This is a genomic window from Pseudooceanicola aquaeponti, assembly GCF_050897975.1.
Lineage (GTDB): Bacteria > Pseudomonadota > Alphaproteobacteria > Rhodobacterales > Rhodobacteraceae > Pseudooceanicola.
The window spans coordinates 218,431-242,334 of record NZ_JBPAXY010000008.1; the positions used below are offsets into that span (position 1 = coordinate 218,431).

General features: G+C 68.1%; 24 protein-coding genes and 1 pseudogene. 10 read left to right on the plus strand and 15 right to left on the minus strand.

All coding sequences use genetic code 11. The features are described 5' to 3' along the window. Position 1: 1 nt before the first annotated feature. The 8 genes from ACRARE_RS20050 to ACRARE_RS20085 form a co-directional block, all read right to left on the minus strand. Positions 2-1,162 carry an acyl-CoA dehydrogenase family protein gene (locus tag ACRARE_RS20050; protein ID WP_432658251.1) on the minus strand — a complete coding sequence of 387 codons (1,161 nt, stop codon included), beginning with the start codon at positions 1,160-1,162 and terminating at the stop codon, positions 2-4. Between the two features lie 74 nt (positions 1,163-1,236). Next, complete coding sequence (locus tag ACRARE_RS20055; protein ID WP_432658252.1) at positions 1,237-2,049, minus strand: ABC transporter permease; 813 nt, start codon at positions 2,047-2,049, stop codon at positions 1,237-1,239. Then, positions 2,046-2,855 (minus strand): ABC transporter permease, encoded by an 810-nt coding sequence (locus ACRARE_RS20060; protein WP_432658253.1) that lies wholly within the window; start codon positions 2,853-2,855, stop codon positions 2,046-2,048. The genes ACRARE_RS20055 and ACRARE_RS20060 overlap by 4 nt, the downstream gene beginning before the upstream one ends. Positions 2,856-2,928: 73 nt before the next feature. Beyond that, positions 2,929-4,041, minus strand: a complete 1,113-nt coding sequence (locus tag ACRARE_RS20065) for an ABC transporter substrate-binding protein (RefSeq protein WP_432658254.1) — start codon at positions 4,039-4,041, stop codon at positions 2,929-2,931. A 101-nt stretch (positions 4,042-4,142) separates the two neighbouring features. Then, positions 4,143-5,114 carry an ABC transporter ATP-binding protein gene (locus tag ACRARE_RS20070; RefSeq protein WP_432658255.1) on the minus strand — a complete coding sequence of 324 codons (972 nt, stop codon included), beginning with the start codon at positions 5,112-5,114 and terminating at the stop codon, positions 4,143-4,145. 165 nt (positions 5,115-5,279) lie between these two features. Then, positions 5,280-6,227: a LysR substrate-binding domain-containing protein gene (locus ACRARE_RS20075; RefSeq protein WP_432658256.1), complete on the minus strand. Its 948-nt coding sequence runs from the start codon at positions 6,225-6,227 to the stop codon at positions 5,280-5,282. Positions 6,228-6,275: 48 nt separating this feature from the next. Next, positions 6,276-7,010, minus strand: coding sequence for a class II aldolase/adducin family protein (locus ACRARE_RS20080; protein WP_432658257.1), 735 nt, complete (start codon positions 7,008-7,010; stop codon positions 6,276-6,278). Then, positions 7,007-8,137 (minus strand): TauD/TfdA family dioxygenase, encoded by a 1,131-nt coding sequence (locus tag ACRARE_RS20085; RefSeq protein ID WP_432658258.1) that lies wholly within the window; start codon positions 8,135-8,137, stop codon positions 7,007-7,009. The genes ACRARE_RS20080 and ACRARE_RS20085 overlap by 4 nt, the downstream gene beginning before the upstream one ends. Before the next feature lie 125 nt (positions 8,138-8,262). On the opposite strand from ACRARE_RS20085, the gene ACRARE_RS20090 reads away from it, so the two are divergent. Further along, entirely contained in the window at positions 8,263-9,162 is a 900-nt protein-coding gene (locus tag ACRARE_RS20090) for a LysR substrate-binding domain-containing protein (RefSeq protein ID WP_432658259.1), read from the plus strand. A gap of 332 nt (positions 9,163-9,494) precedes the next feature. Continuing rightward, positions 9,495-9,683 (plus strand): annotated as a pseudogene (locus ACRARE_RS20095) (hypothetical protein); the annotation flags it as partial. Between the two features lie 27 nt (positions 9,684-9,710). Here the strand turns inward: ACRARE_RS20095 and ACRARE_RS20100 are convergent. Both ACRARE_RS20100 and ACRARE_RS20105 read right to left on the minus strand, forming a co-directional pair. Then, a complete protein-coding gene (locus tag ACRARE_RS20100) occupies positions 9,711-10,148 on the minus strand; it encodes a glyoxalase superfamily protein (protein ID WP_432658260.1) in 438 nt (145 codons plus the stop codon). Continuing rightward, entirely contained in the window at positions 10,145-11,539 is a 1,395-nt protein-coding gene (locus tag ACRARE_RS20105; RefSeq protein ID WP_432658261.1) for an MATE family efflux transporter, read from the minus strand. The genes ACRARE_RS20100 and ACRARE_RS20105 overlap by 4 nt, the downstream gene beginning before the upstream one ends. A 323-nt stretch (positions 11,540-11,862) precedes the next feature. On the opposite strand from ACRARE_RS20105, the gene ACRARE_RS20110 reads away from it, so the two are divergent. Beyond that, entirely contained in the window at positions 11,863-12,186 is a 324-nt protein-coding gene (locus tag ACRARE_RS20110) for a 2Fe-2S iron-sulfur cluster-binding protein (RefSeq protein WP_432658262.1), read from the plus strand. 12 nt (positions 12,187-12,198) lie between these two features. Here the strand turns inward: ACRARE_RS20110 and ACRARE_RS20115 are convergent, their stop codons facing one another. Next, a complete protein-coding gene (locus ACRARE_RS20115) occupies positions 12,199-12,690 on the minus strand; it encodes a MarR family winged helix-turn-helix transcriptional regulator (RefSeq protein ID WP_432658263.1) in 492 nt (163 codons plus the stop codon). Positions 12,691-12,762: 72 nt separating this feature from the next. On the opposite strand from ACRARE_RS20115, the gene ACRARE_RS20120 reads away from it, so the two are divergent. From ACRARE_RS20120 to ACRARE_RS20145, 6 genes are all read left to right on the plus strand, one after another. After that, complete coding sequence (locus tag ACRARE_RS20120) at positions 12,763-14,439, plus strand: dihydroxyacetone kinase family protein (RefSeq protein WP_432658264.1); 1,677 nt, start codon at positions 12,763-12,765, stop codon at positions 14,437-14,439. Positions 14,440-14,537: 98 nt separating this feature from the next. Beyond that, positions 14,538-15,740: a cytochrome P450 gene (locus ACRARE_RS20125; protein ID WP_432658265.1), complete on the plus strand. Its 1,203-nt coding sequence runs from the start codon at positions 14,538-14,540 to the stop codon at positions 15,738-15,740. 77 nt (positions 15,741-15,817) lie between these two features. Further along, positions 15,818-16,927, plus strand: a complete 1,110-nt coding sequence (gene dctP, locus ACRARE_RS20130) for a TRAP transporter substrate-binding protein DctP (protein ID WP_432658266.1) — start codon at positions 15,818-15,820, stop codon at positions 16,925-16,927. Between the two features lie 105 nt (positions 16,928-17,032). Beyond that, positions 17,033-17,548 carry a TRAP transporter small permease gene (locus tag ACRARE_RS20135; protein WP_432658267.1) on the plus strand — a complete coding sequence of 172 codons (516 nt, stop codon included), beginning with the start codon at positions 17,033-17,035 and terminating at the stop codon, positions 17,546-17,548. Position 17,549: 1 nt separating this feature from the next. Beyond that, entirely contained in the window at positions 17,550-18,866 is a 1,317-nt protein-coding gene (locus ACRARE_RS20140) for a TRAP transporter large permease (protein ID WP_432658268.1), read from the plus strand. Continuing rightward, positions 18,863-20,038: an NAD(P)/FAD-dependent oxidoreductase gene (locus ACRARE_RS20145; protein WP_432658269.1), complete on the plus strand. Its 1,176-nt coding sequence runs from the start codon at positions 18,863-18,865 to the stop codon at positions 20,036-20,038. Before ACRARE_RS20140 ends, ACRARE_RS20145 begins: the two co-directional genes overlap by 4 nt. A 52-nt stretch (positions 20,039-20,090) precedes the next feature. On the opposite strand, the gene ACRARE_RS20150 is transcribed toward ACRARE_RS20145, so the two are convergent. From ACRARE_RS20150 to ACRARE_RS20160, 3 genes are all read right to left on the minus strand, one after another. Next, positions 20,091-21,332, minus strand: a complete 1,242-nt coding sequence (locus ACRARE_RS20150; protein ID WP_432658270.1) for an NAD(P)/FAD-dependent oxidoreductase — start codon at positions 21,330-21,332, stop codon at positions 20,091-20,093. Positions 21,333-21,632: 300 nt separating this feature from the next. Next, positions 21,633-22,016, minus strand: a complete 384-nt coding sequence (locus ACRARE_RS20155) for a phage holin family protein (RefSeq protein WP_432658271.1) — start codon at positions 22,014-22,016, stop codon at positions 21,633-21,635. A 12-nt stretch (positions 22,017-22,028) separates the two neighbouring features. Next, the gene (locus ACRARE_RS20160) at positions 22,029-22,373 is read right to left on the minus strand and encodes an ElaB/YgaM/YqjD family protein (protein ID WP_432658272.1); all 345 of its coding nucleotides are present in this window, start codon (positions 22,371-22,373) and stop codon (positions 22,029-22,031) included. Between the two features lie 170 nt (positions 22,374-22,543). On the opposite strand from ACRARE_RS20160, the gene ACRARE_RS20165 reads away from it, so the two are divergent. Further along, positions 22,544-23,161, plus strand: coding sequence for a cupredoxin domain-containing protein (locus ACRARE_RS20165; protein ID WP_432658273.1), 618 nt, complete (start codon positions 22,544-22,546; stop codon positions 23,159-23,161). Positions 23,162-23,213: 52 nt separating this feature from the next. On the opposite strand, the gene ACRARE_RS20170 is transcribed toward ACRARE_RS20165, so the two are convergent. Beyond that, positions 23,214-23,900 (minus strand): SOS response-associated peptidase, encoded by a 687-nt coding sequence (locus tag ACRARE_RS20170; RefSeq protein WP_432658274.1) that lies wholly within the window; start codon positions 23,898-23,900, stop codon positions 23,214-23,216. Positions 23,901-23,904: the final 4 nt, after the last annotated feature.

The window sequence follows — 23,904 nt, forward strand, 5'->3', positions numbered from 1 at the left end:
CTCAGGCTCCCAGCGGGCGGAACAGTTCGCGGCTGATGATGTGCCGCTGGATTTCCGAGGTGCCATCCCAGATGCGCTCGACCCGGGCATCGCGCCAGAAGCGTTCGATGGGCAGTTCGTCCATCAACCCCATGCCGCCATGGATCTGAAGCGCCGCATCGGTGACCCGCGCCAGCATTTCCGAGGCATAGACCTTGGCCGAGGCGATCTCGCGGTTGGCGGGCAGCCCCTGGTCCAGGCGCCAGGCGGCGGAAAGGGTCAGCCAGTCGGCGGCGTCGATCTCGGTGATCATGTCGGCGATCTGAAAGCTGACGCCCTGGAACTTGCCGATCGGCTGGCCGAACTGCTTGCGCTCGGCGGCATAGGTCAGCGCGTGGTCAAAGACCCGGCGCGCCCGGCCCACCGAGTTGGTGGCGACGGTGATCCGGGTGGCGTAAAGCCATTCGTTCATCACGTCGAAACCGCCGTCGACCTCGCCCAGCACCTGCGCGTCCGACAGGCGGCAGTTGTCGAAATAGAGGATCGAGTTCTGGTAGCCCCGGTGCGAGACCGAGTTGTAGCCGCGCGCGATCTCGAAACCGGGCGTACCGCGATCCACCAGGAAACAGGTGATCCGCTTCTTGGGGCCGCGCGGCGTTTCATCCACGCCGGTGGCGACGAAAACGATCACGAAATCCGCGTGTTCCGCGCCCGAGATGAAGTGTTTCGAACCGTTGACGACCCAGTCGCCGCCCTCGCGCACGGCGGTGCATTTCATGCCGCGCACATCCGAGCCCGCGTCGGGTTCGGTCATCGCCAGCGCGTCCATCTTCTCGCCGCGCACGGCGGGCAGCAGGTATTTCTCAACCTGCTCGCCCTCGCAGGCCATCAGGATGTTCTGCGGTCGGCCAAAGAAGTGCGTCAGTGCCATCGAACCGCGCCCCAACTCGCGTTCGACCAGGGCGAAATCGACGTGGGACAGGCCCGGCCCGCCGACGCTTTCGGGGAAGTTCGAGGCGTAAAAGCCCAGATCGAGGCACTTGCGCTTGATCTCCTGCCCGATCTCGGCGGGCACTTCGCCCAGGCGTTCAACCTCGGCCTCGTGGGGGTAGATCTCGTTCTCGACGAAACTGCGGACGGTGGAGACGATCATCTCCTGTTCTTCGGTCAGTCCAAAATGCATCGGGGCACCATGTGGTTCTTGAGGGGAGAGTTGGGGGCCGCGCGGGGGCTGCCCCGCACGGTGGTTTTCGGGGCTCAGCGCGCCTGGCGCGCCTTGCGGAATTGCAGCGCCGCGCGGATCAGGATCGCGACGGTGACCACGCAGATCAGCACGACCGACAGGGCGGCGATGGCCGGGTCGACATTGTCGCGCAGGCCCATCCACATGCGGCGCGGCAGGGTGATGGTTTCCACCGAGGTGACGAAAAGGGTCACGCCGATCTCGTCCCACGACAGCAGGAAGCAGAGGAAGAAGGCGCCCAGGAGGCCGAAGCGGATGTTGGGCAGGATCACCCCGAAAACGCGGGTGGCGACCGAGGCGCCCATGCTTTGCGCCGCCAGGTCCATGCGCCGGTCCAGCTGGCTGAGCGCAACCATGACCACGACCACCGCATAGGGGATCACCATCACCATATGGGCCAGCACCACCCCGCCCAGCTTGTCGTAGGCCACGACCCCGTTCCAGCGCGACAGCTTGGTCAGGAAGAAGTAGAGCGTCAGCGAGGACACCACCGGCGGCGCCACCATCGGCAGCAGGACAAAGCCGGTCATCAGCCCGGAAAAGCGCGGGCGCAGCATCCACAACCCGATGCAGAAGGCCGTGGCCAGGATCACCGCCAGCAGGCTGGCCAGCACGCCCACCTGCACCGAGGTCCACAGGCTGGCGCCCCAGTCGGGATCTTCCAGCAGCGACAGGTAGTGGCGCCAGGACCAGTCGCCATTGGGCAGCGACAGGTAGCGTTTCGAGGTGAAGCTGACCGGCACCACCGCGATCAGCGGCATCAGCAGGAACAGGGCGACGAAGGCGGAAAGAAGCGTGGCGATCACGCCGGGACGCAGTCGGGTCATTTGGCCATCTCCCCGTAGCGGCGCATGAGTAGGTAGAGGATCCCGCCGACGGCGATCATCAGCACCACGCTCATGGCGGCGGCGACGCCCCATTGCGGGATCTGGAAGATCCAGAGGTAGATCAGTTCCGCGATCAGCACCGACTGGCCGCCCCCCAGAAGCGCGGGCGTGACGTAGAAGCCGATGGAGAAGACGAAGACCAGCAGGGTGGCGCCCATGATCCCGCTCGACGTCATCGGCAGGAAGACCTGCCAGAAGATGCGCAGGCGCGAGGCCCCCATGCCGTCGGCGGCCGTCAACACGCGCTCGTCCACGTTGCGCATGGCCGTGGCCAGCGGGAAGACGGCGAAGGGAATAAGGTAGTGGGACATGCCGACGACCACGGCAAATTCATTGCGGGTCATCTGGATGGCGCTGTCGATGATCCCGAGGTCCTGCAACCAGGTGTTCAGCAGGCCCCGGTTCGACAGCATCGACAGCCAGCCGAAGGCGCGGCTGAGGACGGAAATCCAGAAGGGAATCATGATGCAAAGCTCGGTCAGCAGCCGCACCACCGGGCTGCCCCGCACCCACAGCAGGGTGATGACATAGGCGCAGCTGACCGAGACCGCCGTGACGATCACGCACAGGCGCAGGGTGCGCCAGATCACCGACAGGGTCAGCGGATCGGACAGGACCTGTTGGTACTGGGCCAGCCCCGGATCCGGGTCGGTGAAACTCAGCTGCATGATGCCGAGGAAGGGCAGAAGGTAACTGCCTCCCAGAAACAGCAACACGGGGGCGATGAGGACGAGCGAGGCGCGCATGGAAGCTCCTTCAGGGTCGCCGCCCCCCGCTCGGGCGAGGGGGAGATGTCAGGGGGCGGCGAGGACGGACAGGTCAGGCAGAGATGATTTGCAGGTAGGCGTCGAGCGCCGCGCCGTAGTTCTCTTCGTACCAGTCCGTATCCAGCGCGACCTGCTTGGGCAGGTTTTCCGGGTCCATCGGGTTGTACTTGCGCAGCTCTTCCGGGATCAGGCTGTCCGCCGCCGGGTTCGACGGGCCATTTCCCATCAATTCAAAGAACTTCGCCTGGCGCTCGGGCTCTTGCGTGCTGGCGATATAGCGCATCGCCGCCTCGGTGCCGCCCGGGTTGCCCTTGACCACGCCGATGCCGCCCGGGCCGACGATACCGTCATCCCAGACAAAGCTGATGTCGCCCTCGGTGTCCTTGTCCAGCAGGCTGGCGCGGGTGTTCCAGATCAGCGCCATGGAGACATCGCCGTTCAGCAGCAGCGACTGGCTTTCCGCGCCGCCACCCCAGAAGGCACCGATATGCTCCTTGAAGCCTTCGATCTTGGCGTGCGCCCGCTCCAGATCCAGCGGATAGAGGTCTTCGCGCGCCACGCCATCGGCCAGCAGCGCCGCTTCCCACATGCCTGCGCCCCATTTGTACATGGACCGCTTGCCGGGGAATTTCTCGACGTCGAAGAAGTCGGCAATCGAGGTCGGCGGCGTGTCGAACTTCGTCGCGTCATAGGCGATGACGTAGGAATAGAAGTAGGCAGAGGAAGAATACTCCCAGCCGAAGCCCTCACGCTGCTTGGCGGGGTCGACGATGGCATAGTCGATCGGTTCCATCATGCCCTTGCGGCCAAGCGCCTGCGAGGAGAAGGGGTCGGCATCCACCAGGTCCCAGGTCGGGCGGCCGCCCTGCACCTGTGCGGTGATCGCGCCCTCGGTCGGGCCCGAGCCGTCGTAAAGCACCTGGATGCCGCTTTCGGCGGTGAAGGGGGTGCCGAAGGCCTCGTCCATCGTGTCGAGGGCATCACCGCCCCAGTTCACGAAGACCAGACGGCCTTCTGCCGCCTGGGCCTTACTGGCGCCCAGGCCCAGGGCTGTGGTGCCCATCAGGGCGGCGAAACCCTGCATCATCTGGCGGCGCGAGATCTGGCCCTTGGCGGCGCGCTCTTTCAGGATCTCGACAAGGTCTTGCTGGAAGTGGTTGGTCATTCTCTCACCTGTTGTTTCTGGTTTCCGGGTCAGTCTTCCCCGGCCCCGGGGCGCGCGGGGGGGGCGCTCCGGGTGGGGGTCTTTCGAAATGGTCGGGGGGATCAGAGGGCGAAACTGTCGCCGGTATCCCAGGCGATGCGCAGCTCGCTGCCCGGCGCGGGCGGCGGCGCGCCGGTGCCGTTGTCGAGGTAAAGCATCAGCTCTTCACCCGCCCGCGTCTCCAGCAGCAGCCGCGACTTGGCGCCCAGATAGACGCGGTCGCGCACCTTGGCGGGCAGCTGGTTGCCGTCCCCCTCACCCGCCAGGCGCATGTGTTCAGGACGGATCGCGACGTGCTGGAAGGCGCCGGCATTGGGCGGCAGTTCCAGCGCGGTGCCGGCGATGCCAGCGGCCGAAGGGTCCAGCGACAGGATGTTGATGTCGCCCAGGAATTCGGCGGTAAAGCGGTTGGCGGGCCGTTCGTAGACCTCGCCCGGGGTGCCCAGCTGTTGCAGCTTGCCATGGTTGAAGATGGCGATGCGCGAGCTCAGCGCCAGCGCCTCTTCCTGGTCATGGGTCACGAAGACAAAGGTGGTGCCCAGGTCGCGGTGCAGGCGCCGCAGCTCTTCCTGCATCTGGCCGCGCAGGTTCTTGTCCAGCGCCGAAAAGGGTTCGTCCAGCAGCAGCACCTTGGGTTCATAGGCCAGGGCCCGCGCCAGGGCGACCCGCTGTTGCTGCCCGCCCGACAGGGCCCGCGGTTTCTTGGCTTCGTGCCCCGAAAGGCCGACCATCTCGACCATCTGGGCAACGCGGTCCGCGATCTGCGCCTTGCTGCGCTTCTGCACCTTCAGCGGGAAGGCGATGTTCTCGGCCACCGTCAGGTGGGGAAACAGCGCGTAGCCCTGAAAGACCATGCCAAAGCCACGCTGATTGGCGGACCAGTTGGTCATGTCCTGCCCTTCCAGTAGCAGCTCGCCCGAGGTGACATCCTCGTAGCCGCCCAGAAGGGTCAGGAAGGTGGTCTTGCCAGAGCCCGACGGGCCCAGAAGCGAGAGGAACTCGCCCTCGGCGATTTCCAGGGAAATGTCCTGCAAGGCGTGGAATTTCCCAAACTTTTTTCCGACCGAACGTGCTTCGATCTGCGTTGTGTTGGCCACAATCGCCTCTCTTTTCATTCCTGTCCGTTATGGGCCGAGGGTGCGAGGCAGAGAGGTGAACTGCAAATGAAACTTATTCAGCCGGGCAACAAATGACGTTTGTCACGCGGAACTTTCCGGGCGAATGCGGCTCACTTCAAGCCGTGTTTTCAACCAGTTATGGAATTCAACCACGACCGGGTTCGACAGATTTTCTTCGGGAGTACAAAGGAAATATCCGGTGTCGAAGTGCAAGGATCGGGCAAAGGGACGCATCAACCGGCCCTCGCGCAGGTCCTTGCCCCAGAGCACCGTATCGCCGATCGCGATTCCCTCGCCCGCCATCACAGCCGTATGGACAATGTTCATATCCGAGTAGCAGACCCCCCGATGGGCGCTTTCCGGCGGCAGGCCCGACAGGCGCATCCAGTTTTCCCAGTCGGTGAAATCGCTCATGTGCAGCAGGGTGGCGCCCTTCAGGATGCTTGGATCGTTGAAGTTCTTGAAGCGGCTCAGATAGGCCGGGCTGCACAGCGGGGTGAACTCGACCGACAGAAGCGGCTCGACCGCCACATGGGCCCGGCTGTCATCGCCGAAGGTGATGAAGGTATCGACCGCCGGATTGCTGGTATCCGCCATCCGCTGAGAGCTGAGGACGGTCACCACCACATCGGGATGTTCGGCCAGGAAATCACTGATGTGCAGGCACAGCCAGCCATCGGCGAAACCGGGCGTGGCACTGATGGTCAGCGACCCGGTCAGCCCCTCTTGCGCCACCCGCGCGGTGGAACTGGCGATCATGTTCAGCGCCCGGCGCACGTCCTCGGCATAGGCGCGGGCGCGCGGCGTGATCTCGGTCCGGTTGCCGCTGCGTTCCAGGATCTTGAACCCCAGGTCGCGTTCCAGCAGGCGCAACTGGTGGCTGATGGCGCTGCGGGTGACGTTCAGCTCTGTCGCGGCGCGCCAGAGCGCCCCGTTGCGCGCCACGCTTTCGATGGCCCGCAGGGCCTGGATGGACGGATAGCGGTTGATGGCGGACCTCCGGGAACGGGGGGCGGGAAACGAAAACACCCCCGCTGCATATCGCAGCGAGGGCGCGGGATCGAGAGAGCGGCGGCGTTACAGCGCCGGCAGCTGCGCGGCGAGATAGGCGAAGTGACGGTCCGCCATGCCCGCATAGGCGCGCCAGCCGTCGGCGGTGTTCTGCGCCACCGCATCCGACAGCACCGCCAGCGGCTGCCCGCTGGAGCGCGCCAGGATCAGGGTCTGGGCCGCCTTCTCGAAGAAATAGAGATCCTCGAAGGCCGCCGCGACGGTTTCGCCGACGATGGTGACACCGTGGTTGCCCATGACCAGCACCGATTTGTCGCCCAGGGCCTCGGCCAGGCGCTCGCCCTCTTCCTCGGCATCGGCAATGCCGCCGAAGTCGAGGTCATAGGCCGTGTGCCCGTAGAAACGCGCGGTGTTGTTGTCGATGGGCACGACCGTTGGATCCTTCAGGCAGGCCAGCGCGGTCGCATAGGGCGAATGGGCGTGCAGGATCACCTTCGCCTCGGGCTTTTTGCGGTGCAACGTGCCATGGACGCACCAGGCCGAGGCATCGGGCGCCCCCTGCCCCTCGATCACCCGACCGTCGCGGGCGTCGATGCGCAGCAGGTCCTGCGGCCGGATCGTCGCGAAATGCTGCCAGCAGGGGTTCAGCAGGAACTCGGCCCCATCCTCCGAAACGGCGGCGCTGAAATGGTTGCCCACCGACTCGCTCCAGCCCAGCTGGTGACAGATGCGGAAGGCGGCAGAAAGGTCCTGCCGCAGCACGGCAGGATCCAGGGTTGCGGGATCAACGGGCGCGTTCATGCCTTGAACCGCCCTTCGCTGACCAGCGCCCGATAGGTCGAGCGCATCTCGGCCCGGTCCACATAGGTGCCGCGCAGGTAGCGGTCGCCGCTTTCGGCGGTATAGGCGGCACGGCCATGCACGATGCGGTGGTTGTCGAAGACCATGCATTCGCCCGCCTTCATCAGGAAGGTCATCATGTATTTCTCTTCCTGCAACATCTTCCCGAAACGGCAGAAGGCCGGATACCAGGCGTCCAGCAGGTGCTGATCCAGGTCCGAGATGTCCAGCATGTGCTGGCTGATCGTCAGCCCCGAAACCTCGCCGTGCTGGTCCAGCTCGATCACCGTCTGACGCGAGCGCATGTCGTAGCTGTCATGTTCGCAGAAGAAGGGCACCGGCGTTTCGGCCAGCAGGCGGAAACCCTCGGGGTCGCGGTGGCGGAAATCATTGGCCACGGCCACGCCATCGGCATAGAGGCTTTCGCCCCCGTCCACCGTATTGGCGCGGCAATGCAGGAACTGCACGCCCGGTGCATGTTCCTCGGCGGGGGTGTCGGTGTGCAACTCCAGCGCGGCGGCGGTATAGGCGGTGTTGGTGGGGTTGATGTGGGTCTTCACGTCGAAATAGGCGCCAAAGAAGGTCGGCCGGATCTGGCCCAGCAGTTCGGCGGTCTCGGTCAGGCCCGCGTCGCTGTCGGGCATGTCGGTGACGATGGCGAAGCCCTCGACCAGCAGCGCCTCGATCCAGCGGGCGCGGGTCGCGGGGTCGGCCAGCAGCGCGGGCTGGCTGAAGCGCGGCACGTTCGGGTAGTGATCGCCGAACCAGGCCTGGCGCGGCAGGTCCGCCGGATCGGGGCGACGGCCCGGGGTGGCGTAGCCTTCCAGCCAGGCCAGCGGGAAGCGGGTCACGTGATCCTCGCCCGTCCAGGTGATCTTCAGCGCATCACCGATCACCTCGGCGCTGGCCGCGACCGGGGCGGCGTCAAGGTGGAAGATGTCGAAGCTGCGCTCGCGCGTGGCGCTGCTGAAAGAGGTCGGGCAGTTGTCGCGCAGCCAGTAGTAGTTGAAGTAATGCGGCTGACCGTCCGACAGGACGATCTCCAGCCCCTTGTCCTTCAGAACCGGGGCAGCGACGGGGGAAGTCATAACATTCATCTTTTATCTCAATGCGTTGGAGGGAGGCAGAGGCGGGTTGGCAAAAGAAGCATCTCACGCCTTCCAAAAGCCGAACAGCCGGATTAGCCTGAAGGTAACTTAACCCAGAGGTTATCTTGGATCGCTTTCCGCCCCTGCGTCTGCTGACCACCTTCGAAGCCGTCGCCCGGCATGGGTCCATGCGGTTGGCGGCAGCGCGGCTGAACGTGACCCAGCCCGCCGTCAGCCAGGCTCTGAAGTCGCTGGAGGCCCATGTGGGCGTGCCGCTGATCGACCGTGCCACGCGGCCCGCCCAGCTGACCGAGGCGGGCGCACTGCTGGCGCGCGCCCTGCGCGATGGACTGGGCCAGATCGCCGCCGCGCTGGAGGATATCCGCGCCCTCAGCGGTCAGGACGGGGCGCAGGTCACCGTGTCCTGCACCCTCGGCATGGCCACCTACTGGCTGATGCCCCGCCTGCCCGACTTCTACGCCCGCCACCCCGAGATCACGGTCAACGTGCAGGCCCCCTCTACCGATCTGCCGCATCTGTCGCCGGGGATCGACATCGCGATCCGCTACGGCACCGGCCGCTGGCACGAGGGCAGCACTTTCAAGCTGTTCGATGAGCGCGTCTGCCCGGTGGCCGCCCCCGCCCTGCTGGATCGGTTGCAGGCCCAGGGGATCGGCCTGGATCAGGCGCCGCTGATCCATGTGCGCAGCCCCCACAATCAGCACTGGGCCGGGTGGGAAGATTACCTGAAGGCCCGCGGCATCCAGCGCGCGCGCCTGTCGGGGCAGACCTTCAACAACTACGTCCAGGCCGCCCAGGCGGTGCTGGACGGGCGCGGCGTGATGCTGGGCTGGCATTCCATCGCCCATGGCGCGGTCCGTGACGGCGCGCTGCGCCAGTGGCCTGATGCAGAAGTCGATCTGGGAACGGCCTATTACGTCACCACCAGCACCCGCTGCGCCCACACCGCTCAGACGTTTCTGGATTGGCTCTTGGCCTCGGTCGGCGCCCGGCAGGGAAACTAGGGTCAGGCGGCATTGATTTTCACTGTGCAACGTGCGTCCCGGCGCGGACAGCGGAACGGTGGCATGGGCGACCTTTCCCCCCGAAGTCGCGGGCAAGTCCCGGGGCGATGACAAGCCTGTTCCGAGGGGCGCCTTCATCCATTGCGATGGCTTGCACGGAAAAGACGCCGCCAAGGAACATGAGCCGCCCAAGAGGCTCGACAGCCGGTGGAAACGTTGCAGCGAGCAGGGCATAGGCGCCGGCGTCCCCGACCAAAGCACCGCAAGACACCGGTCGAATGCCCCTTCAGGACCATCGCCACGCAAGGCCCTGCCACGCAGAGGGCTAGCACCGATGCAAACGGCGCGACCGCATCGAGATCATGTTGGGCAGGCCCAAGGACCAGCGGCGCGTGGCAACCGTCATCTCTTGGTGCCCCCCTGACCCTTGCCTTCCGAGGGCCCAAGCAAGATGCAGATTTCGCACGCCCTGCCATGAGGGGGCCCGGACCCGCAGATCAGGGACCCTATCGCCCCCGTGACCTGCCCGCCAAGGCCCCGCCCCACGACTACGTGCCAGAAGGCGCCAGGGCCACCGTCAGATGCGGCGTGCCGTCCGACGTGCGACGCGGGCTGATGCCGTCTTCGCCGATGGTTCCGCGCACCCGGCGGCGCCAGTTCGAGAAGCTGTCGAAGCGCACCGTGTCGACCGGCTCGTCGAAGGCGATCTCGATCTGGCGATGCCCCGGCGGCCCGGACAGGCTCACGATCCGGCCGCGATAGCTTTGCCCCAGATAGCGCCCGGTCACCCGATCCCCAAGCGCCAGGGCGGGCGGGGCATTGCCGCGCGTCAACCGCGCATGAAGCGTGTTCCAGTCGCGCGCCCCGTATTGCCGGGCGACCAGTTCGAGAGCCTGGGCGTGGCTGACCGCCGTGCCACTGTCCCGCAGCGCCTGGCGCAGGGCCTTGGCCTGGGCCTTCACGGTCTCAAGGGATGGCTGCGTCATGCCCCCTCCTCCTTTGCATCGAACCCGACCGGGACCGGGGCGACCGAAGGCCACCCGATCAGCATAGCAAGTGTCAGCAGCAGCAGCGAGGCATCGGCGACGGGAAAGGCCAGCCACAGCCCCTCGGGCCCGACCACCGCCGCGCCGCCCAGGACCAGCCCGGGCGTCAGCAGCCAGGGTTTCACCAGCGTCAGCACGGCGGTGCGCAGCGGCGCCCCCAGGGCCTGGTAATGCATCGCCAGAACGAGGATCGGACCGCTGAAGGCGTAAAGCGCCGTCATCGGGCGCAGGATCGTGGCGGTGGCGGCGATGACCCCAGCGTCGTCCGAGAAAAGCGCCCCCAGCCAGCGCCCCGCGCAAAGCCCCAGCAAAGAGACGGCCAGCCCCCAGAGGAAGGCGCCGCCCACGGCCAGGCGCAGCGCGGCCCGGGCCCGATCCATCCGACCGGCCCCGGCATTGTGGCCGGTGATGCTCTGCGTGGTCAGCGCCATTGCCATCAACGGCAGGAAGGCCAGGCCCAGCAGGCGGGTCACCACCCCATAGGCCGCCACCTGGGGGCCAGCACCGGGCACGGCCCGCAGGGCCAGCAGGACGGTGCCCGCGACCAGCGCCATGCCCGCAAAGCTGAGCGACAGCGGCAGGCCCAGTGCCAGGATCCGCCCCCAGCCCCCATGCCAGGGGTGGCGGTGCAACGCCGCCAGCGGCAGCAACTCGGGGTCGGTCGCCCGCAGCGCCACAGCCAGGGCCAGACCCAGCCCCTGGGCCGTCACCGTGCCGAAGGCCGACCCGATCACGCCGAGATCCAGAAGCACGATAGCGCCATAGTTCGCGGCAAGGTTCACCAGGTTGACCAGCACCGACAGCAGGGCGATCTGCCCGGCCCGGCCCTCGTTGCGCAGGGCATCGGACTGCACCCCCAGGGCAAACTGCACCGGCGCCCCCAGGATCAGGATCAGCAGATAGTCCGCCGCCAGGCGTGCCACCACCGGATCCCCCGCCGAAAGCGCGCCGACCACCGCCGGGCCAAAGGCCAGCGCCGCGCCAAGCAGCCCGACACTGAGCGCGACCGCCAGCCCATGGGCCGAGGCGAAGGTGCCTGCCGCCGCCGCGCGGGCGCCGCGGCCCAGCTGGCGGGCCAGAAAGCTGGACATGCCGCCGCCGATCAGCGCGGTCAGGGCGGTCAGCAGCATGACCACCGGAAAGGCCGCGCTGACGGCGGCCAGCCCGTCGACCCCGACGAAACGGCCGACGAAGACGCCGTCGACCACACTCAGCAGGCCGCCCATGGACAGCACGATGGCCATCGGCAGGGCGTTGGACAGCACCAGGCGCCAGACGGGCCGGGTCAGAAAGGGATTGTCACAGGGGACAGGGGCGTGTCGGACGGACATCGCTCACTCCTCCAAAGAGGCATTTCGGATCGGGAGGGAGCCTGCATTGCCCACCTGCGAAATGCTTCGAGGGTGAGATGTCGTCTTGATCCGGGCTTCACCGTGACTTGCGTCCGCAGGCGGCAGGTGCCCGGCACCTTGCCGCGGTCATAGGCCGAAGCACCGGCGAAGGCAAGGCGCGCCTCGTCGCAGCGCGGGCGCGGTGGCGGCGCACAGCACTCCGCCCTCCCCCGTTTTGCAGATCCTCGGGCAGGCTTCGGGCAAGGCCTGAATTGTTGCAACTTAAACTAGTTGCTATATAAACGCCCGTAAGGAGGACCAACATGACCAGAATCGTATTCCGCACATCCCAGGGCGAGGACCACCCGGTCGAGGTCGACCCCGGCACCAGCCTCATGCTGGCCGCGATCAGCAACGGGATCGACGGCATCGTGGGCGAATGCGGCGGCTCGGCCATGTGCGCCACCTGCCACGTCTATATCGCCGAGGCCGACGAGGGCCGCGTGCCGCCCCGCGCCCCGATCGAGGATGACATGCTGGAAAGCGCCGCCGACGAGGTGACCGAGCGCAGCCGCCTGGGCTGTCAGATCCCTGTCACCCCCGAGATGGACGGCATGATCGTGCAGATGCCCTCCTGCCAGTACTAGGCCAATGCGAGCTCAGCTCTTGCCGGCCAGTTCGCGATCCACGGCCTCGACCTTCGACAGGTTCTCGGTCATCCGGCGCAGCAGGCCGAAGAGCACCTCGCGCTCTTCGCCCTCGATCCCGTCCAGCAGCGCGGCCTCGCGGCGCAGGGCGATCTCGATGATCCGGTCGTGCATCTCGGCGCCCTTCTGCGTCAGGAAAAGGCGCCGCTTGCCCAGTTCAAGCCGCGCCACGGCCAGGCCCAGCTCTTCCAGCCGGCGGGTCGAGCGGCTGACCACGGATTTGTTCATCGCCACCATTTCCGACACGCGCAGGGCCTGCACCCCGGGCTCGTTGCGCAGCGCGGACAGGATGCGCCATTCGTTCAGGCCCAGGTCGAACAGGGTCAGATACAGCTGCGACGCCCCCCAGGAGAGGCGGTTGTTGATCAACGACAGGAAATAGGGGGCGTAGCTTTCGGCACGAACGGAGAGATCCCCATCGGTGACAATCTGGTCATCGGCCATCGGCGCTCTCCTTCTGGTGTCGTCAGATGCTACGGAAACAAGTTTAATTGCAAACTGCAATGGGAGGAACCAATGAAAAAGCTGATCAACGAGGTGGCCTCGGTCGTGCCCGATGCCCTGTCGGGCTATGTGCGCAGCCAGCCGGGCCTGCGCCTGATCGAGGGGCGCACCATCGTGCTGCGCGCCGATCTCGAGGCGGTGACCGGCGCGGGCAAGGTGGCGCTGCTGTCGGGGGGCGGTTCGGGGCACGAGCCCGCCCATGCGGGCTTTGTGGGTCCGGGGATGCTGACCGCGGCCGTGGCGGGGGATGTCTTCGCCTCGCCTTCCACCGATCAGGTTCTGGACGGGATCCGCGCCGTGGCCGGGCCGGGGGGCGTCCTGTTGATCGTGAAGAACTACACCGGCGACCGGCTGAACTTCGGCCTGGCGGCTGAGATCGCGCGCGGCGAGGGGATCGAGACCGAACTGGTGGTGGTCGATGACGACTGCGCCCTGGGCAGCGCCGAGGAGACCGCCGGGCGGCGCGGCATCGCGGGCACCGTGCTGGTGCACAAGATCGCAGGCGCCGCCGCCGAAGCCGGGCTGCCCCTGGCCGAGGTCAAGGCCCGGGCCGAGGCGGCCATCGCCGCCGTGGGCTCCATGGGCGTGGCCCTGTCGCCCTGCACCGTGCCCGCCGCCGGGCGTCCGAATTTCGAACTGGGACCCGAGGAGATCGAGCTGGGCCTGGGCATCCATGGCGAGGCCGGGCTGGACCGGGTCGCCCTGTCCTCCTCGCGCGAGCTGACCGCGCTGATGATCGACAAGATCGTGGCCGACCGCGCCCTGGCCGCCGACACCCCCGTCTGCCTGCTGGTCAACAACCTGGGCGCCACCCCGCCCATGGAGCTGGCCATCGTCACCGGCGACGCCCTGACCGCCTGCGCCCGCCAGGGCCTGCGGGTCGAGCGGGTGATCGCCGGCACGCTGCTGACCGCCATCGACATGGCCGGGGTCTCGCTGTCGCTGATGCGGCTGGACGAAGGCAGCCGCACGGGCCTGGACGCGCCAGCAGCCGCCCCCGCCTGGGTCCCGGCCACCTGCCCCGCCGCAACCCCCGTGGTGCCCGCCCCCGCCGAACCGCCCGCAGAGGCCGGCACCGGCCAGGGCAATCCGGCGCTGCTGCGCGTCACCCTGGCCTGCTGCGAGGCGATCATCGCCGCCGAACCCGAACTGACCCGCATGGATCAGATCGTGGGCGACGGCGACATCGGCCGCTCTCTCGCCTCGGGGGCCGAGGCCCTTCTGGCCGCCGAGACCCAGCTTGCCACCCTCTCGGGCGCGGCCTTCTGGCGTGCGGTCGGGGCCATCGTGCGGCGCGCCACGGGCGGCACCTCGGGCCCGCTTTACGCGATCCTGGCCACCGCCGCGGGCAATGCCCTGGACGAGGGTGAGGGCACGCCCGGCGCGCAGCTGGCCCGGGCCTTCGCCGCCGGGGTCGAGGCCCTTCAGGCGCTTGGCGGGGCGGAACCGGGGGACCGGACCATGGTCGATGCGCTGCGGCCCGCCGCCCAGGCCATGGCCGCCGCCGAGGATCCGGCGGAGGCCCTGCGCCGCGCCGCCCAGGCGGCCCGCGACGGCGCCGAGGCGACCAAGCAGATGCGCCCCCGCCGGGGCCGCTCCAGCTATGTGGGTGATCGCGTTCTGGGCCATGTGGACCCCGGCGCCCATGCCGTCGCCCTCTGGCTCGACGCCGCCGCCCGCGCCCTCTGAGCCAATCCCAATGCGGAGAATTTTGCCGCAGCACCAGAATTGAGTTGCAAAGTAAATTTGTTGCTCATTAAACTAATCTGAGGAGGAGACCCCAGATCATGACACTGACCGACACGCGGCCGGTGCTCGACGTTGATCCGTTCTGCGCCGAGGCCCGCAACGACCCCGATACGCTGGACCGTGCGATCCGCGAGGCCGGGCCGATGGTCTGGATCCCGAAATACGGGTTCTGGGCCACGGGGCGCGATGCCGAGATCCGCGAGATCTTCGGCGACTGGGAACGGTTTTCGTCGGCCTTTGGCACCGGGATGACCAATGTCGTGCGCGATGAACCCTGGCGCAAACCCTCGATCATCCTGGAAGCCGATCCGCCGGTGCACACCCCTAACCGCCAGGTCCTGGCCAAGGTGCTGTCGCCGCGCGCCCTGCGCGCCCTGGCGGACAGGCTGGCCGCCGAGGCCGAGCGCATGGTCGACGAGTTGGTGGCGCGCCGCCGCTTCGACATCGCCGCCGACCTGGCCTTCGCCTTTCCCTTCAAGGTGCTGCCCGACGCCGCCGGGCTGCGGCCCGAGGGCCGGTCGCATCTGATGCCCTATTCCACGTTGAATTTCAACGCGATGGGACCGAAGAACGAGCTGTACCAGGAGGCTCGCCGCATCGTCGAGGAGAACGGCACCTTCGCCTATGTGACCGAGCAGATGCGCGAAGAGAACATCCTGCCCGACAGCTTCGGCGCCGAGATCTACGCCGCCGCCCATGCGGGCGAGATCAGCCACGAGGACGCGGGCATGTTGGTCCGCGCCTTCATCTCGGCCGGGATCGACACCACCGTCTTCGGTATCGGCCTGACCCTGCTATCGCTGATCGAACGCCCCGAGCAATGGGACATGCTGCGCGCCGATCTGTCCCTCGCCCGCCCCGCCTTCGAGGAAGGCCTGCGGTTCCGCGCGCCCAGCCCGGTGATCGGGCGGACGACCCGCGCCGCGACCGAGTTCGCCGGGGTGCATATGGGGCCCGAGGAAAAGGTGCTGATGTGGCTGTCGGCCGCCAACCGCGACCCGGCCCGCTGGGACGATCCCGACAGCTACGACATCACCCGGCGCCCGGTCGGCCACCTGGCCTTCGGCACCGGCATTCACGGCTGTGTCGGCCAGATGATGGCCCGGCTCGAGGCGGAAAGCGTGCTGACCGCCCTGGCCCGCAAGGTGCGCCGTATCCACCTGACCGGCACCCCGGAACGCATCCATATCAACTGGCTGCGCGGCTATCACTCGATCCCCGTCGAGGTAGAGCCCGCCTGACGACCATGACCAGTCTTGCCGCGCCGGAGGAGGGCGCGGCGGTCCAGCAAGGGACCATTTCAAGGGAGGAACCCAAGATGAAGATCACGATGACCCTCGCCGCCACGGCGGCCCTGTTCGCCGGCACGGCCCTGGCCGACACGCCGATCTACGGCTCCTGGCCGCCGGCCTCGGACTATCTCAACACCGACACCCTGCCCGAGGCCTTCGCCCAGATCGAGGCCGAGACCGACGGCGAGATCCAGTGGGAACTGATCGCCGGTGGCCAGCTGTCCGACGGGCGCGGCACCCTGGCGGCGGTGGACGACAACCTGATGCAGGCGGGCCTTGCGATCCCGGTCTACACGCCCGAGGCAATGCCCTCGCTGACGCTGCTGTATTCCACCGTGGTTCCCGGCGATGACCCGGTGGCCGTGGCAGGGGCCGCGGCGCAGACGATCTTCCTCGACTGCCCCGAGTGCCTGGAAGAGGCGAAGGACAACAACGTGCTGCCCCTGGGCGGCTTCGCCTCGGCCTCTTACCGGCTGATGTGCACCAAACCCGTCGCCACCATGGCCGACCTGAAGGGGATGCGCGTGCGCGCCACCGGCGGCTATGGCGAAATGGCGGCCCTGGGCGGCGCCACCCCGATGTCCGTCACCCTGACCGAGGCGGTCAGCCTGCTGCAACGTGGCGGCCTGGATTGCCTGATGGCGGCGCGGGAATGGCTGCAAACCTACGGCTACGGCGAATATGCCAAGCATGTCACCGACCTGCCGCTTGGCGTCTCGGGGCCTGCCGTCGGCTTCCTGATGAACCGCGAGACCTTCCTGGACCTCAGCCCCGAGGCCCAGGCCGCCCATCTGCGCGCCTCGGCCCTGGTCACCGCCAAGCACACGATCGGCAACTACGTCCTGCGCGACCAGCAAAGCTTCGAGGCCCAGCAGGCTGAGATGGGGGTCGAGCTGGTCCCCGCGGGCGCGGATATCACCGCCATGGTCGACGGCTTCGTCGAGACCGACCGCGCGCGGCTGATCGAGAACGGCACGCAGCTTGGTGTCAGCGATCCCGGCGCCCTGATCGACACCTACCTGGCCAATGTCGAGACCTGGCGCGGCTACTCGGCCGAGATCGGCACCGATGTCGAGGCCTTCTCCGCCAAGCTCTGGGACGAGGTCTTCTCGAAGGTCGACCCCGGGTCGCTCTGATCCCCAAGCTTGGCCGGTCGGGGCGCTGCGGCGCCCCGACCCCCCTGCCCTTCCCAGCTTCCCCGCTCCCCATCCCGTCCCCAATTCCCTGCAACCGGAGGCGTCATGACCCGCCTGAACCGAATGCTGTCGCGCGTGGCCGATGCCCTGTTCTACGTCGCGCTGCTGGCCGGTGCGCTGATGATGATCCATGTCACCGTCGACGTCGTCTCGCGCACCGTCTTCCACCACCCCCTGCCCGGCACCGGCGAGATCACCGCCACCTACTACATGATCGCCGTGGCCTTCCTGCCGCTGGCCTGGGTCACCCTGCGTGACCAGCATGTCAGCGCCGACCTGTTCACCTCGCTGATGCCCGACGGGCTGCGCAAGGGCTCGGAAATCTTCGTCGAACTGCTGACCATCGCCTATGTCGGCGCCTTCGTCTGGCAGACCTGGGTTTCCGCCATGGCCAAGACCCGCCGCGCCGAGGTCTGGGAGATCTTCGGCGGCTACCTTCCGATCTGGCCCACCCGCTGGCTGCTGCCCGTGGCGGGCGCCGCCATGGTGCTGGTGCTGCTGCTGCGCCTGGCCGAACGGCTGACCACCCCGACCCCGACCTCGCAGACGGAGACTGAATGACATGGACAGCCTGATCTTCGGCCTCGTCACCCTGGCCATCCTGCTGACCCTCATCGGCTTGCGCACCCCCATCGGTGTCGCCCTGGGCGTCGTCTCGGTCTGTGGCCTGGCCTATGTGCGCAACTGGCCCATTGCCCTGTCGATCCTGCGCGAGACGCCCTTTGCCTTCGCCGCCAGCTGGGATCTGACGGCCATCCCGATGTTCCTTCTGATGGGCGCCATTGCCAACCAGACCGGGATTTCCAGCGCCCTCTTCCGCGCCGCAAGGCTGTGGTTCTCGGCCCTGCCCGGCGGGCTGGCCGTGGCCGCCAACATGGCCAGCGCGGGCTTCGCCGCCGCCTGCGGCTCGTCCCTGGCCTCGGCCGCGGCCATGGGCCGGTTGGCCATCCCCGAGATGCTGCGCACCGGCTATGACAAGGGTCTGGCCACCGGGGTCATTGCCTCGGCAGGCACGCTGTCGGCGTTGATCCCGCCCTCGATCCTGCTGGTCCTCTACGGGGTCTTCGCCGAGGTCTCGATCTCGCGGCTGCTGATTGCGGGCATCATCCCCGGCCTGCTGACCGGCGCGGCCTATGTGGTGATGATCCTGGTGCGCTGCCGACTGAACCCGGCCCTGGCGCCCAGGCTGGACGACGCGGACCTGGCGACGCTGAAACGCGACCGCATGTCCTCGCTGAAGGAAACCTGGCCGCTTGGCGTGCTGATCCTGGGCATCATCGGCGGCCTTTACGGCGGCATCGTCACGCCGACCGAGGCAGGCGCCGTGGGCGCCGCCCTGGCCCTGGCCATCGCCCTGGTGCAGGGCCGCATGACGCCGCGCCGCTTCCTGGAGGCGCTGAAAGAGACGATGTCGGTCACCGCGCAGATCTTCTTCGTCGGCATGGGCGCGGTCATGTACACCCGCCTGCTGTCGCTGACCGGGGTCAGTTCCATGCTGGTCGACATGGTCGGGGGCTGGGCCGGGGATCCGCTGATGGTGGTGATTGCCCTGTCGATCGTCTTCCTGATCCTGGGGATGTTCCTGGACCCCTTGGGGATCATGCTGATCACCATGCCGGTCTTCCTGCCGATGATGAAGGCGCTGGACCTGGACCTGATCTGGTTCGGCATCATCGTCGTCAAGTATATCGAGATCGGCATGATCACGCCCCCCATGGGAATGAACGTCTTCGTGGTGAAATCCGTGGTCGGCAAGGAGGTGCCCATGTGGACCATCTTCCGCGGCGTGGGCTGGTTCCTGATGTGCGAGGTGGTGGTGATGACCCTGCTGATCGCCTTCCCCTCGATCACCCTCTTCCTGCCGGATCTGATGCGATGAGCGGCATCGTCATCATCGGCAGTGGCCAGGCCGGGGTCGATTGCGCCTTCGGCCTGCGCCAACAGGGATATGCGGGGCCGATCACCCTGCTGGGCGATGACCCGGAACTGCCCTACCAGCGCCCCCCCCTGTCCAAGGACGTGCTGAAATCGCGCGGCGCGGCAGGCTGGCTGCCGCTGCGGGGCGAGGCTCTCTATGCCAAGCAGGACATCGCCCTGCGGCGGGGCGTCAGGGTGCAAGAGATCCGGCGGGCCGACCGGCAGGTCCTGCTGGAGGACGGCAGCGCCCTGCCCTATGACCACCTGGTCCTGGCCACGGGCGCCCGCAATCGCCTGCCGCCCCTGCCCGGCCTGGCCGAGGCCGCGCCCCTGGCCCTGCGCAATGCGGCCGACACCCGCCGCCTGATCGCCGCCCTGCCCGACACGGGCCGCCTGGCGATCATCGGTGGCGGCTTCATCGGCCTGGAAACCGCCGCCGCCCTGCATGGCAGCGACACCCGGGTCACGCTGTTCGAGGCCGCGCCGCGCCTCATGGCCCGCTCTGTCTCGGCCGAGCTGTCGGACTGGTTCCGCCGCTTCCACGCGGCCCGGGGCACCGACATCCGGCTGAACGCGCGGATCGAGGCGGTGCGCCCGGGCCAGCTGCTGCTGGCGGGCGGAGAGGCCCAGGCCTTCGACGCCCTGCTACTGGCCGCGGGCGTGATGCCCAACGTCGAGCTGGCCGCCGCCGCGGGCCTGACCATCGGCAATGGCATCCGCACCGATGCCAGCCATGCCACCAGCGACCCGGCCATATTCGCCATCGGCGATTGCGCCGAGGCGCCCAATCCCTTTGCGCCAGCGCCGGTGCGGCTGGAATCCGTGGCCTGCGCCTCGGAACAGGCGCGCCGGGTGGCGGCGATCCTGACGGACAAGGCCCCGCCGCCTCAGGGCCCGCCCTGGTTCTGGTCCCATCAGGGCAGCGCGCGCTTGCAGATCGCGGGCCTGGCACAGCCCGGCGATGCGACCGATATCGAGGGGGATCTGGAGGATGTGTCCGACGACGCCACCCTGATCCTGCGCCGCCTGCGCGACGGACGCCTTTGCGCGGTGGAAACCGTCAATCAGGCCCGCACCCATATGCAGGCGCGCAAGACCCTGGCCGCAGAGGGCGCGCCAGAGGCCGCAGGATAGACCCCGCCGGGATCTGCGGGGGGCGCAGCAGGTGCCCCCTTCCCTCGGCAAATCAGGTAAAGCGGGTCGGCAGGTAGGGGATCGGGTCGATACGGTGGTTGCTGCCATAGACATGGCCCGCGATCATCCGCCCCGTGGTGGCGCCCATCGTCAGGCCCAGATGGCCGTGGCCAAAGGCCAGCAGCACCCGTTCCGCCCCCGGCACCGGGCCGATGACCGGCAGCGTGTCGGGCATCGCCGGGCGGAAGCCCATCCAGCGCGCCTCACCGGCACGGTTCAGCCCCGGCAGCACGGTTTCGGCATGGCGCGCCATGACCTCGACCCGCGACCAGCGCGGCGGCGCCTTCAGCCCGGCCAGTTCCACCCCGCCACCGATGCGCAGCCCCACCGACATCGGGGTCATGTAATAGCCCTTTTCCGGGATCGACACCGGGCGCGACAGGGCCACCCCCGGCGCGGGCAGGGTCACATTGTAGCCGCGTTCGGTCTCCAGCGGGATCTTCAGCCCCAGCGAACGGGTCAGCGCGGCGGAATGGGCCCCGGCGCAGACCACGGCGCGGTCGAAATCCACCGCCGCGCCATCCGGCAGGTGCAGGCGCACCCCGGCTTCGGTCGGGTGCAGCCCCGTCACCTCGTGGTGGCGCAATTCGCCGCCCCGGTCACGCACGGCCTGGGCCAGCCGCTCGACCAGGCCATGAGGGTTCAGGCAGTGGCTGAGGTTGGGCAGGTGGATCGCGTAATGCAGCAGATCGCGGTTCAGCGCCGGTTCCATGTCGTGCAGGGTCTGGCCCATCACCGGCTCGACGTCACAGGCGCCGTGTTCGGCCTTGGCCTGCCAGGCGGCGCGGTCGGCCTCGAAGGCGCGGCGGCTGGTATAGGCCAGAAGTGCACCCCGGGTGACCCGCAGATCCTCGGCCCCGATCTCGGCCAGCACCTGATCCCAGTCGCCGCGCACATGATCCATCAAGGCCGCCATGGCCAGGGTGATGTGCTTCACCCGCGCGGGCCGTCCGGCCGCCAGAAAGCGCAGCAGCCAGGGCGCGATCCGGGGCAGATAGCGCCAGCGCAGCGACAGCGGGCCGTCGGGCTGCAACAGCATCCGGGGCACCTGGCGCAGCATGTCGGGCGAGCTTTCGGGCAACACCGCATAATCGGCAAAGATCCCGGCATTGCCGCGCGAGGCCCCCGCCGCCACCCCTTCGCGGTCGAAAACGGTCACCTCGGCGCCACGCGAAATCAACGCAAGGGCGGTGTTCAGGCCGATCACCCCGGCCCCGATAATGGCAATGCGCATGGAAGCTCCCCCTGGGGTTCAGATCGAACACCCGGACACCACAGTCGAGGCTACCAAAGACCAGAATGGCGCCCGAGGGAAGGGGGGGAGATCGGCAAAGGCGCCCTTACAGCGGAGGTTTTCACGCCAGGGCGCGGCGTTAAGCTCTTTTGCAGCAAAGGTTTGTCGAAAATATTTCTTTTGACCGATCAAAAGACCGATGGACGCGCAGACGCCCGGGCCGGACGGGTGGCGCCCGGCCCCGAACCGGGCCGGGGTCGGACGCCGGGGCCGTCTCGGCACCGGCGCTCCCGGGTCACATTAGCGCGGCGCGCCCGGGTCGCGGCGGGCGGCGCCTGCGGCCATGCCTGCGCCCACGCCCTGCATCAGGGCGCCCATCAGGCCGGGCATCGTCGCGCCGGGGGCGGCGCCCGGCGCGGGCGGCGCCGGGGCGGCGGGCGGATAGCCGTAGGGCAGCTTGCGGCGCGGGTGGCGCAGCGCCAGCGCCAGCACGATCAGCCCCAGCCCCAGGTAAAGCCCGCCCAGCACCAGGGCGGCGAACAGGGCATCGCGCATCTCGACCAGCACCAGCCACAGCGCCCCGGTAAAGAAGGCCAGGCCGACGGCAATCAGCACCGCGCCCGCCAGCGAGGCGCCGGCGCGCAGCGCCATCCGGCGCAGGGCGAAAGACAGGAAGCTGAGCATCCGGCGCCCCCGTCAGCGACGCGACAGGACCAGACCCAGCAGGAAGCCCACGCCCCCGGCAATCGCCATGGCCGAAGCGGGATTGTCGCGCACGGCGGTTTCGGCCTGGCCATAGGCGGCGCGGGCGCGGGCCTCGGCCTCGGCCAGCCCGGCCTCGGCGTCCCCGCGCAGCTTCTCGGCGCGCGCCTTGGCCGAGGCGCTCAGCTGTTCGCCCTGGGCCTGACCGTAGGCGCCGATGGTGCGGGTCAGCTCGGCGATGTCGGCGCGCACGGCGTCCAGCTGCGCCTGGATGGCGGCCGGATCGGCGGGATCGGTGGTCTTGCTGTTGGCGGCGGTGGTGGTTTTCGCGGTGGCCATCTGGGATCTCCTTGCGGTGACTGGCATCTATCTGTCACCGGGCCAACGCCGATCCCCCCGCAAGGGTTCCCGCGCGGCGGCGGCGCATCGCACCAAACCGGCCAAAAAACAGCCGCATTCTGGGACTAGGACAGATCCTGACCTGATTCCGAGTGCCCGTGATCGCCATGTTGACCCGACCGACCCGTCTTCGCCCCCGTGCCCCCTTCCTGCTGATGCTGGCGGCCCTGCTGGGGCTGTCCCTCGCCCCCCTGCCCGCCGCGGCGCAATGGGGCTGGGGCGGGGGCTGGGGCGGTTGGGAGCCCGAACCGGACCCTGAGCCCGAACCCGAACCTGTCGAGCCCACGGGCATCACCCATGTGATCTATCTGGTGGGCTATGGCTTCTTCCCCGACGAGGTGCACGCCCAGCTGGGTGACACGCTGATGTTCGTGAACCTGACCAACCGCAACCAGCTGATCGAGGCCAACGACGACAGCTGGGCCTCGGGGACGCTCTATTACGGCAATACCTATCCGATCCTGCTGGACCACGACACGGATTGGGATTTCACCGGCACGACCTATTACAGCTACGGCTACTACACCTACTCTTCCACCTATTCCGGCCGCGCGCTGGAGACACCGAACGACGACGAGACCGACCCGCAGGATTACCCCTATGTGGCCACCAGCCTGGCGGAGAAGTTCAACATCAACGAAGCGGTGCAGCGCATCCTGACCACCCGGCAGCATGTCTATACGGTGGATGAACAGGGCAATGTGCTGAACGGCGGCCCCGGCGGCTAAGGCCCCGTAGCGGCGCGCCCTGGCGGCAGGGCCCCAGCCGGGCCCACGCGGCTCAGATCGGCTCGGGGTCGTCCTCGACCAGCGGGGCGATCAGCTCGGGCCCGGCAGCGCGGTTGGAATTCACCCGACTCGACACGCGCCAGCCGCGCAGCACGCCCTCGGCGGCGGGGCGCATCAGGGGCGCGGCCCCATGGCCCGCCTCGCCCAGCCACAGCGGCCAGTCCCCCTCTTCGACGACCACCGGCATCCGGTGATGCACCGGCGCCATCAGCGCATTGGCCGAGGTGGTGACCAGCGCCACCGTGGCCTGCCGGTCCTCGCCCGCGCCCCAGTCCTGCCAGATCCCCGCCAGCACCAGCGGCGCGCCATCGGCGCGGCTGAAATACCAGGGCAGCTTTTGCCCCTCGGCGCGGTGCCATTCGTAAAAGCCACTGACCGGCACCAGGCAACGCCGCTGGCGGCAGGCCTCGCGAAAGGCGGGCTTTTCGGCAATCGTCTCGGCCCGGGCGTTGATCAGCAAGGGGCCATCGGTCGGGGTCTTGTACCAGCTGGGCAGAAAGCCCCAGCGCATGGCAGACAACCGGCGTGGCGCCTCGCCCGCCCCCGCGCGGACCACCGCCAGGGGCTCGGTCGGGCAGAGGTTGTAGTCGGGCCCGGCGGGCAGATCATTGTCGGGCCGCGCCGAGAACAGCCGCGCCATGGCATCCTGCGGCAGGGTATTGGCGATGCGCCCGCACATGGCG

Coding starts and splice junctions, on each gene's coding strand:
- ACRARE_RS20110 (WP_432658262.1), top strand. CDS start 11,863: ATGACCAGAATCGTATTCCGCACATCCCAGGGCGAGGACCACCCGGTC.
- ACRARE_RS20170 (WP_432658274.1), bottom strand. CDS start 23,900: ATGTGCGGGCGCATCGCCAATACCCTGCCGCAGGATGCCATGGCGCGG.
- ACRARE_RS20125 (WP_432658265.1), top strand. CDS start 14,538: ATGACACTGACCGACACGCGGCCGGTGCTCGACGTTGATCCGTTCTGC.
- dctP (WP_432658266.1), top strand. CDS start 15,818: ATGAAGATCACGATGACCCTCGCCGCCACGGCGGCCCTGTTCGCCGGC.
- ACRARE_RS20050 (WP_432658251.1), bottom strand. CDS start 1,162: ATGCATTTTGGACTGACCGAAGAACAGGAGATGATCGTCTCCACCGTC.
- ACRARE_RS20060 (WP_432658253.1), bottom strand. CDS start 2,855: ATGCGCGCCTCGCTCGTCCTCATCGCCCCCGTGTTGCTGTTTCTGGGA.
- ACRARE_RS20145 (WP_432658269.1), top strand. CDS start 18,863: ATGAGCGGCATCGTCATCATCGGCAGTGGCCAGGCCGGGGTCGATTGC.
- ACRARE_RS20105 (WP_432658261.1), bottom strand. CDS start 11,539: ATGTCCGTCCGACACGCCCCTGTCCCCTGTGACAATCCCTTTCTGACC.
- ACRARE_RS20085 (WP_432658258.1), bottom strand. CDS start 8,137: ATGACTTCCCCCGTCGCTGCCCCGGTTCTGAAGGACAAGGGGCTGGAG.
- ACRARE_RS20160 (WP_432658272.1), bottom strand. CDS start 22,373: ATGGCCACCGCGAAAACCACCACCGCCGCCAACAGCAAGACCACCGAT.
- ACRARE_RS20080 (WP_432658257.1), bottom strand. CDS start 7,010: ATGAACGCGCCCGTTGATCCCGCAACCCTGGATCCTGCCGTGCTGCGG.
- ACRARE_RS20140 (WP_432658268.1), top strand. CDS start 17,550: ATGGACAGCCTGATCTTCGGCCTCGTCACCCTGGCCATCCTGCTGACC.
- ACRARE_RS20120 (WP_432658264.1), top strand. CDS start 12,763: ATGAAAAAGCTGATCAACGAGGTGGCCTCGGTCGTGCCCGATGCCCTG.
- ACRARE_RS20150 (WP_432658270.1), bottom strand. CDS start 21,332: ATGCGCATTGCCATTATCGGGGCCGGGGTGATCGGCCTGAACACCGCC.
- ACRARE_RS20115 (WP_432658263.1), bottom strand. CDS start 12,690: ATGGCCGATGACCAGATTGTCACCGATGGGGATCTCTCCGTTCGTGCC.
- ACRARE_RS20100 (WP_432658260.1), bottom strand. CDS start 10,148: ATGACGCAGCCATCCCTTGAGACCGTGAAGGCCCAGGCCAAGGCCCTG.
- ACRARE_RS20135 (WP_432658267.1), top strand. CDS start 17,033: ATGACCCGCCTGAACCGAATGCTGTCGCGCGTGGCCGATGCCCTGTTC.
- ACRARE_RS20055 (WP_432658252.1), bottom strand. CDS start 2,049: ATGACCCGACTGCGTCCCGGCGTGATCGCCACGCTTCTTTCCGCCTTC.
- ACRARE_RS20065 (WP_432658254.1), bottom strand. CDS start 4,041: ATGACCAACCACTTCCAGCAAGACCTTGTCGAGATCCTGAAAGAGCGC.
- ACRARE_RS20155 (WP_432658271.1), bottom strand. CDS start 22,016: ATGCTCAGCTTCCTGTCTTTCGCCCTGCGCCGGATGGCGCTGCGCGCC.